We start from the raw sequence: 17,037 nt of genomic DNA on the forward strand, positions 1-17,037 counted from the left end.
TACGCCCTTCAGCCGCGCCTTGCGGCGCCGAGTGAACCGGGCGGACTCCCCCGGATGCCCGCTGACTCCGTCCGCGGCGCCTTGCGGCGCCGAGTGAACCGGGCGGACATCCCCCGGATGCCCGCTAATTCCGTCCGCGGCGCCTTGCGGCGCCGAGTGAACCGGGCGGACATCCCCCGGATGCCCGCTAATTCCGGTTCACTCCCACTCGATCGTGCCGGGTGGCTTTGAGGTATAGTCATATACCACGCGATTGACGCCGCGAACCTCGTTCACGATGCGCGTTGCCACCCGCGACAGGAAATCGCCCGGGAACGGGAACACCGCCGCCGTCATGCCGTCGGTCGACGTCACTGCGCGCAGCGCCAGCACAGAATCATAGGTCCGCCCGTCGCCCATCACGCCGACGGTGCGAACCGGCAGCAGCACCGCGAACGCCTGCCAGATCGCGTCGTAGAGCCCGGCGTTGCGGATCTCCTCGAGATAGATGGCGTCGGCCTTGCGCAGAATGTCGCAGCGTTCCTTGGTGACTTCGCCGGGAATGCGGATCGCCAGGCCCGGGCCGGGGAACGGATGCCGCCCGACGAATGCCTCGGGCAGTCCGAGCTCGCGACCGAGGACGCGCACTTCGTCCTTGAACAGCTCGCGCAGCGGCTCGACGAGCTTCATGTTCATCCGCTCGGGCAGGCCGCCCACATTGTGATGGCTCTTGATCGTCACCGACGGCCCGCCGGTGAACGAGACGCTTTCGATCACGTCGGGATAGAGCGTCCCCTGCGCCAGGAACTCGGCGCCGCCGATCTTGCGCGCTTCCTCCTCGAACACGTCGATGAAGGTCTTGCCGATGAACTTGCGCTTGGCTTCGGGATCGGTGACTCCCGCCAGGCCGTTCAGGAACAGCGTCTCGGCGTTCACATGGACGAGCGGAATGTTGTAGGCGCCCTTGAACAGGCTCACCACCTGCTCGGCCTCGCCCGCGCGCATCAGCCCGTGATCGACGAACACGCAGGTCAGCTGGTCGCCGATCGCCTCGTGAATCAGCACCGCGGCCACCGCGCTGTCGACTCCGCCCGAAAGGCCGCAGATCACCTTGCCATCACCGACCTGCTCGCGGATCTCGGCGATCTTGGCGTCGCGGAACTCGGCCATGGTCCACTCGCCGCCGAGCCCGCAGACGTGGCGCACGAAATTGGCGAGCAGCTTGGCGCCGTCGGGGGTGTGCACCACCTCCATATGGAACTGAGTCGCGTAGTAGCGGCGGGCATCGTCGGCCACGACGGCGAAGGGCGAGCCGGGGCTGGTGGCGACCGGGCGGAAGCCGGGCGCAAGCTCGGTCACCTTGTCGCCATGGCTCATCCAGACCTGATGGCTCTCGCCTTCCTGCCAGACGCCGTCGAAGAGCACGCAACTGTCCTGAATCTCGATGAAGGCGAGCCCGAATTCGCCCGAATCGCCCAGCTGCACCTCGCCGCCCAGCTGCTGCATCAGCACCTGCTGGCCGTAGCAGATGCCGAGGATCGGCACGCCGGAATCGAAGATCGCCTGCGGCACGCGCGGGCTTTCGGTATCGAGCACCGAAGCCGGGCTGCCCGAGAGTATCACGCCTTGCGGCTGCATCCGCCGGAACGCGTCTTCGGCCGCCGTGAACGGCGCGATTTCGCTATAGACCCCCGCCTCGCGGACCCGCCGCGCGATGAGCTGAGTCACCTGGCTGCCGAAGTCGATGATCAGGACGGATTCGGAATGCTGCGTCATCGCTGCGCAGATAGCAGATGAAGGCGCGGGGGGAAGAGCCGACGCGCTACCTTTAGGGGCCGCAGGTCCAGAAGCCTTCCCAGCTGCGCTCCGCCCCGTCGCCGCGCTGGGCGAGCAGCGTGGCGCCGTGGAGCGAGCCTTCGTGGCCGGTGCTGATCTCGCTGTCACGGGTGATGGTGACGGTGAGACCGCGGCCCGAATAGCGGCCGCCGCGCGTGAGATAGCCGAATCCGCCGTCCTCGGCGCCGATGAGCCGCTGCGGCGTATCCCCCAGCCGGACCACCGCCTGCGGCCGCTCTGCGACGCCGACCGTGCCCTTGCCGAGCAGCACCGGCGTTCCGCCGCGTTCCGGCGCGAAGCTGCAGGCGAGTTCGCCCTCGAGATCGGCGCCGTCCTCCGGCGCGAGCGGCGCGAGCACCAGCGGCGAACCGTCGCCTCCCTGTGTGGCACTGCCGGTGCCGACCGGCGCCTCTGCGGGCTCCATCTCGTCCGCGGGCAGCGGCACCGGCTGGTCGACCAGCACAGTCTCGTTCATCGTCGCGACTGCCGTGTCATCGACGGCGACGGTATTTTCTTCGGAACAGCCGGCCAGCGCCAGCAGGAGGGCGGCGGCGGCGCATGCGGGAAGATGCAGATTCATGCGCCGCCAAACGGACGGAAACGGCTCGCGTTCCGCCGGGTCACTCGACTGGCGTCACTTCCAGGCCGGTCCAGCGCGCCGCGAAGGCCCAAAGGTCCGCCGCCTCCTCGATGATCTTGTCGGTCGGCTTGCCCGAGCCATGGCCGGCACGCGTCTCGATGCGCACCAGATGCGGCTTGGGGCCAATGTCGGCCGACTGGATCATCGCAGTGTATTTGAACGTGTGCCCGGGCACGACGCGGTCGTCGGTGTCGGCGGTCGTCGCCAGGATCGCGGGATAGTCCACACCGCTGCGCACATTATGGTAGGGCGAGTAGGCATAGAGGACGCGGAAATCCTCCTCCTTCGACGGATAGCCATAATCGTCGACCCAATAGCGGCCGGCGGTCCAGCGATCGAAGCGCAGCATGTCCATCACGCCCACCGCCGGCAGCGCCGCGGCGAACAGATCGGGACGCTGGTTCACCACTGCGCCCACCAGCAGCCCGCCGTTCGACCCGCCCTGGATCGCCAGCTGGTCCTGCCCCGTAATGCCTTCGCGGATCAGATATTCGCCCGCGGCGATGAAATCATCGAAGACGTTCTGCTTGTTGTGGAGCCGCCCGGCGTCGTGCCACTCCTTGCCATATTCGCCGCCGCCGCGGATGTTGGCGACCGCGAGCACCCCGCCCTGCTCGAGCCACGCGACGCGCGAGGAGGAAAAGGCCGGCAGCACCGAGCTGTTGAACCCGCCATAGGCATAGAGCAGAGTCGGCGCGGGGCCGGTCACATCGGCGCGGCGCACGACGAACATCGGCACGCGGGTGCCGTCCTTCGACTGATAGAAACGCTGCTCGACCGCATAGTTCTGCGGATCGAAATCGACCTGCGGGCGCGCCCATTCGCTCGTTTCGCCGGTCGCGACGTCATAGCGGAAGATGGTGGTGGGATAGTTGAAGCTGGTGAAGGCGAAGAAGGTCTCGCTGTCCTCCTGCTCGCCGCCGAAGCCGCTCGCAGTGCCGATGCCCGGCAGCGTCACCGTGCCGTCGGGGGTGCCGTCCAGATTGTAACGGCGCACCTCGGTCTTGGCGTCGACCAGATACGACAGGATCAGCTTGCCGCCGACCATCGATGCTCCCGACAGCACGGCATCCTGCTGCGGCACGATCTCACGCGCCGTCTCCGGCCCCGCACTGGGATCGGAAACGTCGATCGCGACGATCCGCTGGCGCGGCGCATCCTTGTCGGTGGCGAAATAGAAGGTCGAACCGATATTGCCGATCACGCCCCACTCATTCTCCAGTTCGGGAATGATGGTGCGCGGCGTCCAACTCGGGTCGGTCAGATCGACCAGCGTCACCGCATAGACATTGTCGGTGCCTTCGCTGGTGGTGATGACCAGCCAGCGGCCATCGTCGGTCACGCCCGAATAATGGCTGCGCTTGGGATGGTCGGGCGTGGCATAGACCAGCCGGTCCTCGGACTGGTCCGTACCCAGCCGGTGGAAATAGACGCGGTGGTTCTCGGTGAGCGCCTGATACTGCTCGCCCTCGGGCGGCTCGGGGTAGCGCGCGTAGAAGAAGCCCGAGCCATCCTTCGCCCAGTCGCCGCCCACGGTGTATTTCGCCCAGCGCACCTCGTCGGGCAGCACCTGCCCGGTGGCGACGTCGAGCACCTTGACGATGCGCCAGTCGGTCCCGCCGTCCTGGATCGAATACATCAGCTTGGTGCCGTCCTCCGACGGCGACCATTCGGCGAGCGCGGTCGCGCCGTCGTCGGACCAGCTGTTGGGATCGAGCAGCACGCGGCCCTCGCCGTTCAATTCGTCGCGCACCCACAGCACCGCCTGGTTCTGCAGGCCGGTGTTGTGGCTGTAGAAATAGCGGCCGCCGCGTTCGGTCGGCAGGCCGAAGCGTTCATAGTCGAACAGCGTGCGCAGCCGGTCCTGGAAGATGTCGCGGCCCGGCAAAGTTGCCAGATAGGCGTCGGTCACCCGGTTCTGCGCGGCGACCCAATCGGCCACTTCCCGCTCGCTGCGCACATCGCCTTCGAGCCAGCGATAGGGATCGGCGACCTGCACTCCGAACTGCTCCTCCACAACGTCGACACGGCGGGTTTCGGGATAGGCATTCGGAAAGGTCATGACGGTGGGCGTCTCCGGGTCGGTCTGTGCCGCAGCGGGCGCGGCGGCGAGAAGGGCAATTGCGAGAAGCGGCAAACGGCGCATGCGTGGCTCCGGAAAAAGGGTTGGCGGCACCCTATCAGCCGCCGCGGCGGAGGCAACGGCCGTGCGCCGCGACGCGGCATGCGGCACCCGCCACGCGCTGCCGAAGGATCGAGCCGGCTGCTCCGAAAACGAAAAAGGGCGGCCCTGCCGGACCGCCCCTTTCGTCATTCGACTCGCGAACCGATCAGGCCGCTTCGTCGAAATCCTCGTCGCTCATCACCGGGCCCGAATCCTGGCCCTTGGCGTCGACGTCGCGATCGACGAACTCGATGATCGCCATCGGTGACGCGTCCGATGCGCGGGGGCCGATCTTGATGATGCGCGTGTAGCCACCGTTGCGATCGGCATAGCGCGCGGCCAGCACGTCGAACAGCTTCACCAGCTGTGCGTCGTCGAGCAGGCGGGCGTGGGCGAGACGGCGGTTCGAAAGGCCGCCCTTCTTCGCCAGCGTCACCAGCTTCTCGACATAGGGGCGAAGCTCCTTCGCCTTGGCGACGGTGGTGGTGATCTGCTCGTGCTTGATGAGCGCGGCCGACATGTTGCGGAACAGTGCCTGGCGATGGGCCGAAGTACGCTGCAGCTTACGGCCGCCAACCTTGTGACGCATGGGTATTTCCTTTCCGTTCGTCAGGGGGCCGTCTTACGGAACCCCAAGCCAGGTGGGACGGTGGCCACCGAAAATCCGTCCTCCCGGCGAGCCGCCGGGATCCATCCATGGGACGCTGCGGAGAAAGAGGCGTGCGGCGCCCCTCTCTCCGCCGCGCTTCAGCCCATGATTTCCTGCTCGAGCTTCTTGGCCATCTCTTCGATGTTCTCAGGCGGCCAGCCCGGGATTTCCATGCCGAGGCGCAGACCCATGCTCGACAGCACTTCCTTGATCTCGTTCAAGGACTTGCGACCGAAGTTCGGCGTGCGCAGCATCTCGGCCTCGGTCTTCTGAACCAGATCGCCGATATAGATGATGTTGTCGTTCTTCAGGCAGTTGGCCGAACGCACCGAAAGCTCGAGCTCATCGACCTTCTTGAGCAGATAGCGATTGATCTGCGCGGTATCGCCCGCCGCACCTTCCGGAGCCGCAGCGGCCATGCCGGCGGTGGCCGGAGCCGCCGCACGGGTCATCGCCGAATCGTCGAAGTGGACGAACAGCGCCAGCTGGTCCTGCAGAATGCGCGCGGCATAGGCCACTGCATCCTCGGGCGTCACCGTGCCGTCGGTCTCCACCGTCAGCGTGAGCTTGTCATAGTCGAGCTCCTGCCCGACGCGGGTGTTCTCGACCTTGTACGACACCTGGCGCACCGGCGAGTAGAGCGCATCGACCGGAATCAGCCCGATCGGCGCATCGGCCGGACGATTGGCCGCGGCGGGCACATAGCCCTTACCGGTGTCGGCGGTCAGCTCCATGTTGAGCGTCGCGCCATCGTCGAGATGGCACAGCACCAGCTCGGGGTTCATCACCTGGATGTCGCCCGAAACCGCGATGTCGCCGGCCTTCACTTCGGCAGGGCCCGTGGCGGAAAGCTGGAGCCGCTTGGGGCCCTCGCCTTCCATCTTGAGCGCGATCTGCTTCACGTTGAGCACGATGTCGGTCACGTCCTCGCGAACGCCCGCGAGCGACGAGAATTCGTGCAGCACATTCTCGATCTTGATCGAGGTCACGGCGGCGCCCTGCAGGCTCGACAGCAGCACGCGGCGCAGCGCGTTACCCAGCGTCAGGCCGAATCCGCGCTCGAGCGGCTCGGCAACGAAGGTCGACTTGCGCTTGGGATCGCCACCGGGCTTCTTTTCGAGGCCGTTGGGCTTCTTGAGTTCCTGCCAGTTCTTTGCGTTGACAGTCACGGGCTTCCCTCATGTTGGGCAGGATGGGGGCTAATCCTGCCGAATAGCCGCCCCGGCCGGGACTCGCATGCGAGCCCAAGCGCCGGGGCAGGACGAAAAATCAGACGCGGCGGCGCTTGGACGGACGAACGCCGTTGTGCGGGATCGGAGTCACGTCGCGGATCGACGTGATCTGGAAGCCCACCGCCTGGAGCGCGCGAAGCGCCGACTCGCGGCCCGACCCCGGGCCCTTCACCTCGACCTCGAGCGTGCGCACGCCATGCTCGGCGGCCTTGCGGCCCGCATCCTCGGCGGCGACCTGCGCGGCATAGGGCGTCGACTTGCGCGAGCCCTTGAAGCCCATCATGCCGGCCGAAGACCAGCTGATCGCATTGCCCTGCGCATCGGTGATGGTGATCATGGTGTTGTTGAAGCTGGCGTTCACGTGAGCGACGCCTGCAGTGATGTTCTTGCGTTCGCGCCGACGGAGGCGCTGCGGTGCTTGTGCCATGGACTATATCCTGACCTGAAATCCTGAACCGGGAGGCGGCACCGCATGCGGGCCACCTCCGGCGGAGAAGTAAGCGGCGCTTACTTCTTCTTGCCGGCGATCGGCTTGGCCTTACCCTTGCGGGTGCGCGCATTGGTATGCGTGCGCTGACCGCGGACGGGAAGGCCCTTGCGATGACGCAGCCCGCGATAGCAGGCCAGATCCATGAGCCGCTTAATGTTCATCGCGGTCTCGCGGCGCAGGTCGCCCTCGACGGTGTAGTTCGCGTCGATCGTCTCGCGGATCTGCAGCACTTCCTGATCGGTCAGGTCCTGCACACGCCGCTCGGGCGCGATCTTCAGCTGCTCAGTGATCTCCTTGGCCTTGGTCTCGCCGATGCCGTGGATATATTGGAGCGCGATCACCACGCGCTTGTTGGTCGGGATGTTAACACCCGCAATACGTGCCATGAGCTTCTATTCTCCCAGCTCCACGGGACGCCGCATGGCAGCCTGCGTCCCATCTCGTCGCGTTAAACCGAAACGCGCACGACCGGCGAGCGCGAACGGGCGCCGCCGGAAGTACCGGTGCTTCGGAAGGGGTCTCAGTTAGGGGGCGGCGCGCGGGCTGTCAAGCGATGCAGGGCGTGTCAAGACGCTTTTCTACTCCGCCGCTTCCGCCGCGCGCTCGGCAGTGGCGGCGAGGTTCGCGAAGGCGCTCGCCAGCACGCCGTCGACCGGGGTCGCGAAAGCGGCGATTCCCTGCGGAACGAAGCCGCCGACGACGTAAGTGGCGGTCAGCACGGTGGTTTGTCCGTCCGGCTCCAATGTGAAGGTCAGTGCCGCCGAAACGCCCGCTCCCTGGAGCGGCCCTAGCCCGCCAGACAGGCGCAGCGCGCCGCCGGGCAGATACTGGACGACGCGCATATGCTCCACGCCGCCGCCGGCCCAGCGCTCGCACCAGCAGCCACCCGGCGCGAGCGCCAGCGACAGATTGGCGGCATCGCCCGAATAGGTGTGCGCGCCCTGCCACCAGAGCGCAGGCTGGATCAGCGTGTTCCAGACGGCTTCCGGAGGGGCGGCGACCGCGATCCGATGGCGCGAGACAAAGCCGGTATCGGTCACTTCGACCACCTCCGCGGCCGCGGGCGCGGCAGCAGTCAGCAGTGCCAGCGGCAACAGGATGCGAATCGGCATGGCGTCTCTCCCCTTCGGGAGGATCCTATCCGATGTAGCCCGCCGGAGCACGCCCGACCGGTCGTTCCGTGCGCCGGAGGCCGCGCACCGCACCCGCGAGTCCGCGCAGTTCCGAGAGATAGTGCAGCGTGCCGGAGAGATAGGCGTCGAACTCGACATCGCCGACATGGCGCCCATCGAGCAGGCGCCGGAGCGCATAGGCGTCCGCGTCCGGGGCGTTCAGCCCCTCGGTCACGAGCGTAGCCGATCGCACGCCCTTCGCGGCGAGGATCGCCGCCGCATCGGGGTGCCAGGTGCCGCTCGGGTAGCAGAAATGCTCGAGGATGGGCCCGTCGAGCATGGCTTCGAGGCTGGCGCGGTTCGCGTCGATCTCTTCACCGAGCCGGCCGATCTGGCTCGTCACATTGATGTGGCGATGGGTGTGCAGCTGAATGTCGAGCCCGCGGCGCTGGGCGTCTGCCAGTTCGTCGGGCCGCATCAGATGGAACTGGCACGTCTCGAGCCAGGCTTCGTCGAGGCCGAGGGTGGCCCCGAGCGCCCGCAACGCAGCGAGACGCTGCTCCTCGGGCAAGCCTTCGATCCGGGCGATCTCCTGCGCGCAGTCCGTCGGCGGTCGCCCCGCCGCGGCGAGCATCCACGCGACCGCGACGTTCACCACCGGCAAGTCGCGTTCGGAGTACCAGGTGGTCGAATAGAGCGTCGCCGGAACTTCGTGGCGCTCGAGGATCGGCAGCATGTGCGAATGAGTCGAAGCCCAACCATCGTCGATCGTCACCACCGTCGCCCGGGGCGGCAAATCACCTTTCGCGAGCCGCCGCACGGCCTCGCCGAGCCCCAGCAGCGGCACGCCCGCACGCCGCAGCCGCGCCATCCGCGCGTCGAACTGCTCGGGCGTGATGAAGAGGCATTCGCCGAACGGTTCTCCCGGAAGTACCCAAAGTCCGTGGTAGCAGAGGATCCGCAGATGCCGCCGGCTCGCCCGCCGTGCGAGGGCCGCCAGGCCGCTGGCCGCAGCAAGCGAAAGGATCGCTCGTTTCGGTGACACCCGCGCGTCTCCTCCTTCACCGGCGCAGCGCCGGCGGGCGCGACTGTCGCACCGAAGGCTTAAGTCCTGGTTATCCGGCTTTCAGGCGCCGTAGCGGGCGATCAGCCGCTTGCGCGACCAGATGAAGGCATAGTCGGTGGGCAGATAGCTGCCGTCGCGATAGCGCTCGCGCCGAGTCGCGGAGGTGCGCGTGGCATTGGCGATCGCATCGGCATCGCTGCCCACGCGGATGCGCAATGCGCCCTGCCCCGCCTGGAGATCCTGGGTGAAGCTGATCCGGGGGGTGATCTCGAGCACGGCGGGATCGTAGAACCAGGCGCTTCCGAACGCGCCGCGCACCTGCGGCAGCGCCGGCAGGGCGAGCGCGGCGAGCCGCAGCGCCTCCGCCCAGCCCGGTGCGTTCCAATAGGCGCGCGCGACCGGATCGTGCGTATGGCCCTCGAGGAAGCGATCGCGTCCGCCACATTCGAGGAAGACATAGGCGATCGCGCGCGGCCCCGCCTTGAGGGTCGTGCGCGCCGACAGGCCCGAGCGCGGCCACCACATTTGCGCGAAGGCCGGGATCATCACGAGGCGCGTGAGCCAGAGGTCCTTGAGGAAGGTGTCGCTCTCCAGCGCCGCGAACTCCGGCTCGGAGTCGATCGAATCGAGGATGCGGTGGAACTGGTCGACGTAATGCAGCGCGAATTCGTCGGGCAGGCCGGTCGCCGCGAACGCCGCGTCGAAGCGCGCCATGTGCCGCAGCATCAGCGCGCAGACCCACGCAGCGCGCACCTGTGTCGGGAGCATTGCGACCTGCGCGGCCGCCTTGGCCGGAACCTGGTTGTAGCGGTGAACCGGCGCGGCCGGGTGCGCTGCCTCGAACCGGTCGAAGGCGGCATCGGTCGCATGGTCCGAAAGCTGCGGGAAGCGCGCGGCGAGCCGCTGCTCCACTTCGGCGCGGTGCGGCTCGAGCGGCTCGCGCCCGCGCCATTTGGGGAACAGCGCTTCGGCCGGTGCCGGGGTATCCGCGATGATCCTGTCGATCCGCATACGGGCGCTATAGCCCGCGATGCACTAGAATCCGGTTAACTGCCCGAATCGAGGATCGCGTCGATCGCGGCGCCGACAGCGTCGATATCGGCCATGCCATCGACTCGGCGCACCAGGCCCTTTTCCTCGTAGAAGGGAAGGATCGGCGCGGTCTTGGCGCGATATTCGGCCATGCGCGTCCGCACCGTTTCGGCATTGTCGTCGGGTCGCCGCTTGAACTCGGTCGATCCGCAGACGTCGCAGACGCCTTCCACCTTCGGCTGCTTGTAGCGATCGTGATAGCCCGCGCCGCAGCGGGCGCAGGTGAAGCGCCCGGTCACGCGGTCGACCAGCGCCTCCTCGTCGACCACCAGCTCGATCACATAGTCGAGCTGGCGATCGCGCTCGGCGAGGAGGCCGTCGAGCGCCTGTGCCTGCGCAGCGGTGCGCGGATAGCCGTCGAAGATCGCGCCCGATTCGGTGTCGGGCATGTCGAGCCGCTCGCCGATGATCCCGCTGACGATTTCGTCGGAGACGAGCTCGCCCGCGTCCATCACTGCCTTGGCCCGCATCCCGATCGGGGTGCCCAGCTTCACCGCGGCGCGCAACATGTCGCCCGTCGAAAGCTGGACCATCCCCCGCTCGGCCTCGAGCCGGCTCGCCTGCGTGCCCTTGCCCGCGCCCGGCGGCCCCAAGAGAATGATGTTCATCTGGGCTCCTCCCCTTTTCCGCTCCGCGTTTAGCGGACGCGGCCGCCCTTCAGCTTCGCCTTCTTGATCAGGTCGCCATATTGATGGGCAAGCAAGTGGCTCTGGATCTGGGTCACGGTATCCATCGTCACGTTGACGACGATCAGCAGGCTGGTGCCGCCGAGAATGAACGGAATGCCCAGTTCGGCGATCAGATATTCCGGCAGCAGACAGATCAGCGTCAGATAGGCCGCACCGACCACGGTGATGCGCGTCAGCACATAGTCGAAATATTTCTCGGTGTTCTTGCCCGGGCGGATGCCGGGAATGAACCCGCCGTGCCGCTTCAGATTGTCGGCAGTCTCCTCAGGATTGAAGACGACCGCCGTGTAGAAGAAGGCGAAGAAGATGATGCCCGCGCCATAGAGCGCCATGTACACCGGGCTGCCGTGCTGCAGATACTGATTGAGCGTGAGCAGCGTCTCGCCCCACCAGCCCGATTCGGTACCCGGCTGACCTGCGAACTGCGTGATCGTGAGCGGCAGCAGCAGCAGCGACGAGGCGAAGATCGGCGGGATGACGCCGGCGGTGTTGAGCTTGAGCGGCAGATGGCTGCGCTCGGCCTGCACGCCACGCGCCGTCTGCCGCTTGGGATACTGGATCAGGATGCGGCGCTGCGCACGCTCCATGAAGCAGATGAAGAGCACCAGGCCCGCCACCGCGACGATGATCAGCGCGATCGTGATCGGATCGATCGATCCCGTGCGGCCGCTCTCGAACAGCTGGAACAGCGTCTGCGGCATATTGGCGACGATGCCGGCCATGATGATCAGCGAAATGCCGTTGCCGATGCCGCGGCTGGTGATCTGTTCACCCAGCCACATCAGGAACATGGTGCCGCCGACCAGCGAGATGACGGCCGCGACCCGGAACAGCATGCCCGGCTCGATCACGGCCTGCGCGCCCTGTGCGGCGCCGAGCGCCTCGAGCCCGGTGGCGATCACATAGCCCTGCACCGCGGTGAGCGCGACCGTGCCGTAGCGGGTATATTGGTTCAGCCGCTTGCGCCCGCTCTCGCCTTCCTTCTTGATCGCGGCGAGCGTGGGGCTGAGCGAGCTCGCCAGCTGCACGACGATCGACGCAGTGATGTAGGGCATGACGCCCAGCGCGACGATCGACATGCGCTCGAGCGCGCCGCCCGAGAAATTGTTGAAGAAATCGAGGACCCCGCCCTGCGTCTGATCGGCGAGCAGGCCGAGCGCGGTCGGATCGATGCCCGGCAGCGGCACATAGCTGAGCAGGCGGAAGATGATCAGCGCGCCGAGCGTGAACCACAGGCGCTTCTTGAGTTCGGTGGCCTTGCTGAACTTCGCGAGGTTCAGGCTCATCGCCATTTGATCGGCTGCGGATGCCATGTCTTGGATTCGTCCCGGAATTCAGGGGAGGCTGCGCCCCCCGACGTCAGGCCCATATAGGCGGTTGCGCGGGGATGTCTAAGGGGGCGGTTCGAAACCGGTTCCCTTACCTGCCGGGAGCCGAACCTCTCAAAGCCCCGTCCTGCCGCAAACCGCGATTCGGCGGCTGCACCCCCCGATAGGAAACGGGGGCGAACGGCTCGTCCCGTCCGCCCCCATCGGCTTCAGCTGCGTGCCGCCTTCTTGGCGGCGAGCGTCTTGCCCTTCTTGGCCGCCGCCTTTTCGGAAGCGGGCACGATTTCCGGGATCTCGATCGAGCCACCGGCCTTTTCGACTGCTTCGCGCGCGCCCTTCGACGCGCCGGCGACGACGAAGCTCAGCTTCGCGGTCAGCTCGCCCTTGCCGAGCAGGCGAACGCCGTCCTTGCCGCCGCGCGCCAGGCCGGCCGCCTGCAGCGCCGCGTGATCGATCGTCGCCTTGGCGTCGAGCTTGCCCGCGTCGATCACTTTCTGGATCGCGCCGACGTTCACTTCGGCATAGTCCTTGCCGAACGGATTGTTGAAGCCGCGCTTCGGCAGGCGCATGTGGAGCGGCATCTGGCCGCCCTCGAATCCGTTGATCGAAACGCCCGAGCGCGCCTTCGCACCCTTCTGGCCGCGCCCGGCGGTCTTGCCCAGGCCCGAGCCGATGCCGCGGCCGACGCGGACGCGCTCCTTGCGGGCGCCCTGATTGTCACGGAGATCGTTGAGTTTCATGTCGTGCACTCGCTTTCGCTATGTTCGCGCTGAAAATGAGGAAGGGGGCGATTAGCCCCCTGCCCCGCGTTTGTCGATGGCGACGAAGGCTTCAGCCTTCGACCGACACCATATGCTGCACCTTGCGGATCATGCCGCGCACCTCGGGGGTGTCGTCGAGTTCGACCGTGCGATGCATCTTGTTGAGGCCAAGGCCGATCAGCGTCGCGCGCTGATCCTTGGTGCGGCGGATCGGCGATCCGGTCTGGGTGATCTTCAGCTTCGCCATCCCGGCTTACTCCGTCACTGCCGCGGCATCCGCCTCGGCAGTCTGCGATCCGCCACGGCCGAGCAGGTCGGCGATCTTCTTGCCGCGACGCTGCGCCACCGACTTCGGCGACGTCTGCTCGCCCAGCGCCTCGAAGGTCGCACGGATCATGTTGTAGGGGTTCGACGTGCCGATCGACTTGGTCACCACGTCGGCGACGCCCAGGCTCTCGAACACGGCGCGCATCGGACCGCCGGCGATGATGCCGGTACCGGCAGGCGCCGAGCGGAGATAGACCTTGCCCGCGCCGAAATGGCCACGGCCGTCATGATGCAGCGTCCGGCCCTCGCGCAGCGGCACGCGGACCATCTTCTTCTTCGCCGCGGCAGTCGCCTTCGAAATCGCCTCCGGCACCTCGCGCGCCTTGCCATGGCCGAAGCCGACACGGCCCTTGCCGTCGCCCACGACGACCAGCGCCGCGAAGCCGAAGCGCTTGCCGCCCTTCACCGTCTTCGAGACGCGGTTGATGTGAACCAGCTTCTCGATCAGCTCCTCGCCGCCGTCGTCCGGACCGCCGCGGCGATCGTCGCGACGCCCACGGCCACCGTCACGGCCGCCGCGGCCACCGCCGCGATCATTGCCGCCGCGCCCGCGTCCGCGTCCGCCACGACCCTGCTGCTCCTGCGGCTGGCCGGCGCCCTGCGCCTCGACGTTCTGGTTGTTCTCGTCGGCCATCTTAGAACTCCAATCCGCTCTCACGCGCGGCATCCGCCAGCGCCTTCACGCGACCGTGATAGAGGAAGCCGCCGCGGTCGAAGACGACCTGCGTCACGCCGGCGGCCTTGGCGGCTTCCGCCACCCGCTTGCCCACTTCCTTGGCCGCATCGATGTTCGCGCCGGTCTTGCCGCGCACGTCCTTGTCCAGCGTGGACGCGGCCGCGACGGTCTTGCCCTCGGCGTCGTCGATCACCTGGGCATAGATATGCTTGCCCGAGCGATGGATCGACAGCCGCGGACGGCCGCCGCTGCGTGCACGCAGCGCCGTGCGATTGCGCCGACGGCGCTTCTCGAAGAGCGACATTCCCTTGGTGCTGATCACTTCTTCTTCCCTTCCTTCCGGAAGATATACTCGCCGGCGTATTTGATGCCCTTGCCCTTGTACGGCTCGGGCTTGCGCCAGCGGCGGACCTCGGCGGCAAACTGGCCCACGGCCTGCTTGTCGATGCCGCTGATCTCCACCGTCGTCTGGTCGGGCGTCTTCACTTCGATCCCGGCCGGCACGTCCATGTCGACGTCATGGCTGAAACCGAGCTGCAGCTTCAGCTTCTTGCCCTGAGCGTTCGCACGATAGCCGACGCCGCTGATCTCGAGGCGCTTCGAAAAGCCCTCGGTCACGCCGGTAACGAGGTTCTGCAGCAGCGTGCGCTGCATGCCCCAGAACGAACGCGCGCGCTTGGTGTCGTTGACCGGCTTCAGCGCGATGCCACCGTCGGTGAGCTCGTAGCTCACCAGCGGATCCTTCGGCATGGTGAGAGTGCCCTTGGGCCCCTTCACCGAAATCTCGGCACCGTCGACACTGGCGGTCACGCCTGCCGGAATCGCGACCGGCTTCTTGCCCGTGCGGCTCATCAGAAGACCTCCGCGAGAACTTCGCCGCCCACATTCTGTTCGCGCGCTTCGGCGTCGGACAGAACGCCCTTGGGCGTCGAAACGATGGTGATGCCAAGGCCATTGCGCACCTTCGGAAGCTCCTGCGAGCCCGAATAGACGCGGCGGCCGGGCTTCGAGACGCGCGCGACGTGCTTGATCGCCGGCTGGCCCTCGAAATACTTCAGCTCGATGCGGATGCCCGCCGCGGGGCCCATCTGCTCTTCGCTGTAGCCACGGATATAGCCTTCGCGCTGAAGCACATCGAGAACCCGCGCACGGAGCTTCGACGCCGGCGTGAGGACACTGTCCTTGCGCGCGCGCTGGCCGTTGCGGATGCGGGTGAGCATGTCACCCAGGGGATCGGTCACTGCCATGATCTGTTCCTTACCAGCTCGACTTGGTCACACCGGGGATCAGGCCCTTGTTGGCCAGATCGCGCAGCATGACGCGGGCGAGACGGAACTTGCGGTAATAGCCGCGCGGACGGCCGGTCAGCTCGCAGCGGTTGCGCACGCGGGTCGGATTCGCGTTGCGGGGAATCTCCGCCATCTTGAGGCGCGCGATCAAACGCTCGGTCTCGTCGAGCGACTCGTCGTTCGCGATCGCCTTCAGCTTCGCGTACTTGGGCGCATACTGCTTCACCAGCTTCTTGCGCTTTTCGTTCTTATTGATCGAACTCAGTTTCGCCATGACTTAAGTTCTTCCTTCCTTACGCTGCCTGCTTCGCTTCACCGTCCGCATCCTGCGGGAACGGGAAGCCGAAGAGACGCAGGAGCTCGCGAGCCTCTTCGTCGGTCTTCGCGGTGGTGGTGACGATCACGTCCATGCCGCGCACCTTGTCGATGCGGTCATAGTTGATCTCGGGAAACACGATCTGTTCCTTGATGCCGCAGGCATAGTTGCCACGGCCGTCAAAGGACTTCGGGTTCAGCCCGCGAAAGTCGCGGACGCGCGGAAGCGCGATCGTGACGAAACGGTCCAGGAACTCGTACATCCGCTCGCGGCGCAGAGTCACCTTGCAGCCGATCGGCATGCCTTCGCGCAGCTTGAACTGGGCGATCGACTTCTTCGCGCGCGTGACGACCGGCTTCTGACCGGCAATCAGCTCCATCTCGGCCGCAGCGGCCTCGACCTTCTTCTTGTCCTGCGTCGCTTCGCCCACGCCCATGTTGAGCGTGATCTTCTGGATCCGCGGAACTTCCATCACATTCTTGTAGCCGAACTTCTCCGTCATCGCCTTGGCGACGGTTTCGTCGTACAGCTTCTTCATGCGCGGCGTGTAGTTGTCAGCCATTGATGACCTCCCCGGTCTTGACGGCGACGCGAACCTTCTTGCCGTCGCGCTCCTCGAAGCGCACGCGCGTCGGCTTGCCGTCGGCGGTCACATGCGCAACCTTCGAAACGTGGAGCGGCGCTTCCGAACGCTCGAGCCCGCCCTGCGGATTCGCCTGGCTCGGCTTGCGGTGGCGAACGGCGATGTTCACGCCCTCGACCACGACCTTGCCGTCCTTCGGCATCGCCTTCACGACGTCGCCGGTGCGGCCCTTGTCCTTTCCGCTCAGGACGATCACGCGGTCGCCCTTCTTGATCTTCGCAGCAGCCATCACAGCACCTCCGGTGCGAGCGAGATGATCTTCATGAAGCCCTTCGAGCGCAGCTCGCGGACGACCGGGCCGAAGATACGAGTGCCGATCGGCTCCTCGTTCTTGTTGACCAGCACCGCGGCGTTGCCGTCGAAGCGGATCACCGAACCGTCGTTGCGGCGGATGTCCTTGGCGGTGCGCACGATCACCGCGCGGTGAACGTCGCCCTTCTTCACGCGGCCGCGCGGGGCGGCTTCCTTGACGCTGACGACGATCACATCGCCCACGCCGGCCGTGCGGCGCTTCGAGCCGCCCAGCACCTTGATGCACTGCACGCGCTTCGCGCCGCTGTTGTCCGCGACGTCGAGATTCGACTGCATCTGGATCATCGATCCGGTTCCTTCTCAATTGGCCTGCCGGGAAAGCCCGGTGGTTCCGCTAAAATGCTCCTGCCGCCCGCTTGTGGTGAGGAGAGGCTGCGCTTGTCGCAGCCTCGTCTCGAACCACCGCCCTGCGATACGCCGCTTCGCCAAGCTCAGC

Annotated in this window: 22 protein-coding genes; all 22 read right to left on the minus strand. The window is 66.5% G+C overall.

Annotation, left to right across the window (positions count from 1 at the left end; all coding sequences use genetic code 11):
* Positions 1–198: 198 nt before the first annotated feature.
* Positions 199–1,755, minus strand: a complete 1,557-nt coding sequence (gene guaA, locus H7V21_RS05365; protein ID WP_188055827.1) for a glutamine-hydrolyzing GMP synthase — start codon at positions 1,753–1,755, stop codon at positions 199–201.
* Between the two features lie 52 nt (positions 1,756–1,807).
* Complete coding sequence (locus tag H7V21_RS05370) at positions 1,808–2,395, minus strand: hypothetical protein (protein ID WP_188055828.1); 588 nt, start codon at positions 2,393–2,395, stop codon at positions 1,808–1,810.
* Positions 2,396–2,435: 40 nt separating this feature from the next.
* Positions 2,436–4,601, minus strand: coding sequence for a prolyl oligopeptidase family serine peptidase (locus tag H7V21_RS05375; RefSeq protein WP_188055829.1), 2,166 nt, complete (start codon positions 4,599–4,601; stop codon positions 2,436–2,438).
* Between the two features lie 184 nt (positions 4,602–4,785).
* Positions 4,786–5,208 (minus strand): 50S ribosomal protein L17, encoded by a 423-nt coding sequence (gene rplQ / locus H7V21_RS05380; protein ID WP_188055830.1) that lies wholly within the window; start codon positions 5,206–5,208, stop codon positions 4,786–4,788.
* Positions 5,209–5,366: 158 nt separating this feature from the next.
* Entirely contained in the window at positions 5,367–6,437 is a 1,071-nt protein-coding gene (locus H7V21_RS05385) for a DNA-directed RNA polymerase subunit alpha (protein ID WP_188055831.1), read from the minus strand.
* Between the two features lie 100 nt (positions 6,438–6,537).
* Positions 6,538–6,927, minus strand: coding sequence for a 30S ribosomal protein S11 (gene rpsK, locus H7V21_RS05390; RefSeq protein ID WP_066476841.1), 390 nt, complete (start codon positions 6,925–6,927; stop codon positions 6,538–6,540).
* An 80-nt stretch (positions 6,928–7,007) separates the two neighbouring features.
* Complete coding sequence (rpsM, locus tag H7V21_RS05395; protein WP_188055832.1) at positions 7,008–7,376, minus strand: 30S ribosomal protein S13; 369 nt, start codon at positions 7,374–7,376, stop codon at positions 7,008–7,010.
* Between the two features lie 192 nt (positions 7,377–7,568).
* Positions 7,569–8,102, minus strand: a complete 534-nt coding sequence (locus tag H7V21_RS05400; protein ID WP_188055833.1) for an SRPBCC family protein — start codon at positions 8,100–8,102, stop codon at positions 7,569–7,571.
* A 25-nt stretch (positions 8,103–8,127) separates the two neighbouring features.
* On the minus strand, positions 8,128–9,147 hold the full coding sequence (locus H7V21_RS05405) for a polysaccharide deacetylase family protein (protein WP_188055834.1): 1,020 nt from the start codon (positions 9,145–9,147) through the stop codon (positions 8,128–8,130).
* An 81-nt stretch (positions 9,148–9,228) separates the two neighbouring features.
* On the minus strand, positions 9,229–10,179 hold the full coding sequence (locus H7V21_RS05410) for a hypothetical protein (protein ID WP_188055835.1): 951 nt from the start codon (positions 10,177–10,179) through the stop codon (positions 9,229–9,231).
* A 35-nt stretch (positions 10,180–10,214) separates the two neighbouring features.
* Positions 10,215–10,868 (minus strand): adenylate kinase, encoded by a 654-nt coding sequence (locus H7V21_RS05415; RefSeq protein ID WP_188055836.1) that lies wholly within the window; start codon positions 10,866–10,868, stop codon positions 10,215–10,217.
* Positions 10,869–10,897: 29 nt separating this feature from the next.
* Positions 10,898–12,262 (minus strand): preprotein translocase subunit SecY, encoded by a 1,365-nt coding sequence (gene secY, locus H7V21_RS05420; RefSeq protein ID WP_188055837.1) that lies wholly within the window; start codon positions 12,260–12,262, stop codon positions 10,898–10,900.
* Positions 12,263–12,486: 224 nt separating this feature from the next.
* Positions 12,487–13,017 (minus strand): 50S ribosomal protein L15, encoded by a 531-nt coding sequence (gene rplO / locus H7V21_RS05425; RefSeq protein ID WP_188055838.1) that lies wholly within the window; start codon positions 13,015–13,017, stop codon positions 12,487–12,489.
* A gap of 91 nt (positions 13,018–13,108) precedes the next feature.
* Complete coding sequence (gene rpmD / locus H7V21_RS05430) at positions 13,109–13,285, minus strand: 50S ribosomal protein L30 (RefSeq protein ID WP_188055839.1); 177 nt, start codon at positions 13,283–13,285, stop codon at positions 13,109–13,111.
* Positions 13,286–13,291: 6 nt separating this feature from the next.
* Positions 13,292–13,999 (minus strand): 30S ribosomal protein S5, encoded by a 708-nt coding sequence (rpsE, locus tag H7V21_RS05435; protein WP_262504018.1) that lies wholly within the window; start codon positions 13,997–13,999, stop codon positions 13,292–13,294.
* A gap of 1 nt (position 14,000) precedes the next feature.
* The gene (gene rplR / locus H7V21_RS05440; protein ID WP_188056378.1) at positions 14,001–14,345 is read right to left on the minus strand and encodes a 50S ribosomal protein L18; all 345 of its coding nucleotides are present in this window, start codon (positions 14,343–14,345) and stop codon (positions 14,001–14,003) included.
* 14 nt (positions 14,346–14,359) lie between these two features.
* Positions 14,360–14,893, minus strand: a complete 534-nt coding sequence (gene rplF, locus H7V21_RS05445; protein WP_188055840.1) for a 50S ribosomal protein L6 — start codon at positions 14,891–14,893, stop codon at positions 14,360–14,362.
* Positions 14,893–15,288: a 30S ribosomal protein S8 gene (rpsH, locus tag H7V21_RS05450; protein WP_188055841.1), complete on the minus strand. Its 396-nt coding sequence runs from the start codon at positions 15,286–15,288 to the stop codon at positions 14,893–14,895. The genes rplF and rpsH overlap by 1 nt, the downstream gene beginning before the upstream one ends.
* A 10-nt stretch (positions 15,289–15,298) precedes the next feature.
* Complete coding sequence (gene rpsN / locus H7V21_RS05455; protein ID WP_188055842.1) at positions 15,299–15,604, minus strand: 30S ribosomal protein S14; 306 nt, start codon at positions 15,602–15,604, stop codon at positions 15,299–15,301.
* A gap of 19 nt (positions 15,605–15,623) precedes the next feature.
* Positions 15,624–16,208: a 50S ribosomal protein L5 gene (rplE, locus tag H7V21_RS05460; RefSeq protein WP_188055843.1), complete on the minus strand. Its 585-nt coding sequence runs from the start codon at positions 16,206–16,208 to the stop codon at positions 15,624–15,626.
* Complete coding sequence (rplX, locus tag H7V21_RS05465; RefSeq protein WP_188055844.1) at positions 16,201–16,518, minus strand: 50S ribosomal protein L24; 318 nt, start codon at positions 16,516–16,518, stop codon at positions 16,201–16,203. The genes rplE and rplX overlap by 8 nt, the downstream gene beginning before the upstream one ends.
* Positions 16,518–16,886 (minus strand): 50S ribosomal protein L14, encoded by a 369-nt coding sequence (gene rplN / locus H7V21_RS05470; protein ID WP_188055845.1) that lies wholly within the window; start codon positions 16,884–16,886, stop codon positions 16,518–16,520. Before rplN ends, rplX begins: the two co-directional genes overlap by 1 nt.
* Positions 16,887–17,037: the final 151 nt, after the last annotated feature.

The organism is Sphingosinithalassobacter sp. CS137, assembly GCF_014334115.1.
In the GTDB taxonomy this organism is placed as follows: domain Bacteria; phylum Pseudomonadota; class Alphaproteobacteria; order Sphingomonadales; family Sphingomonadaceae; genus Sphingomonas.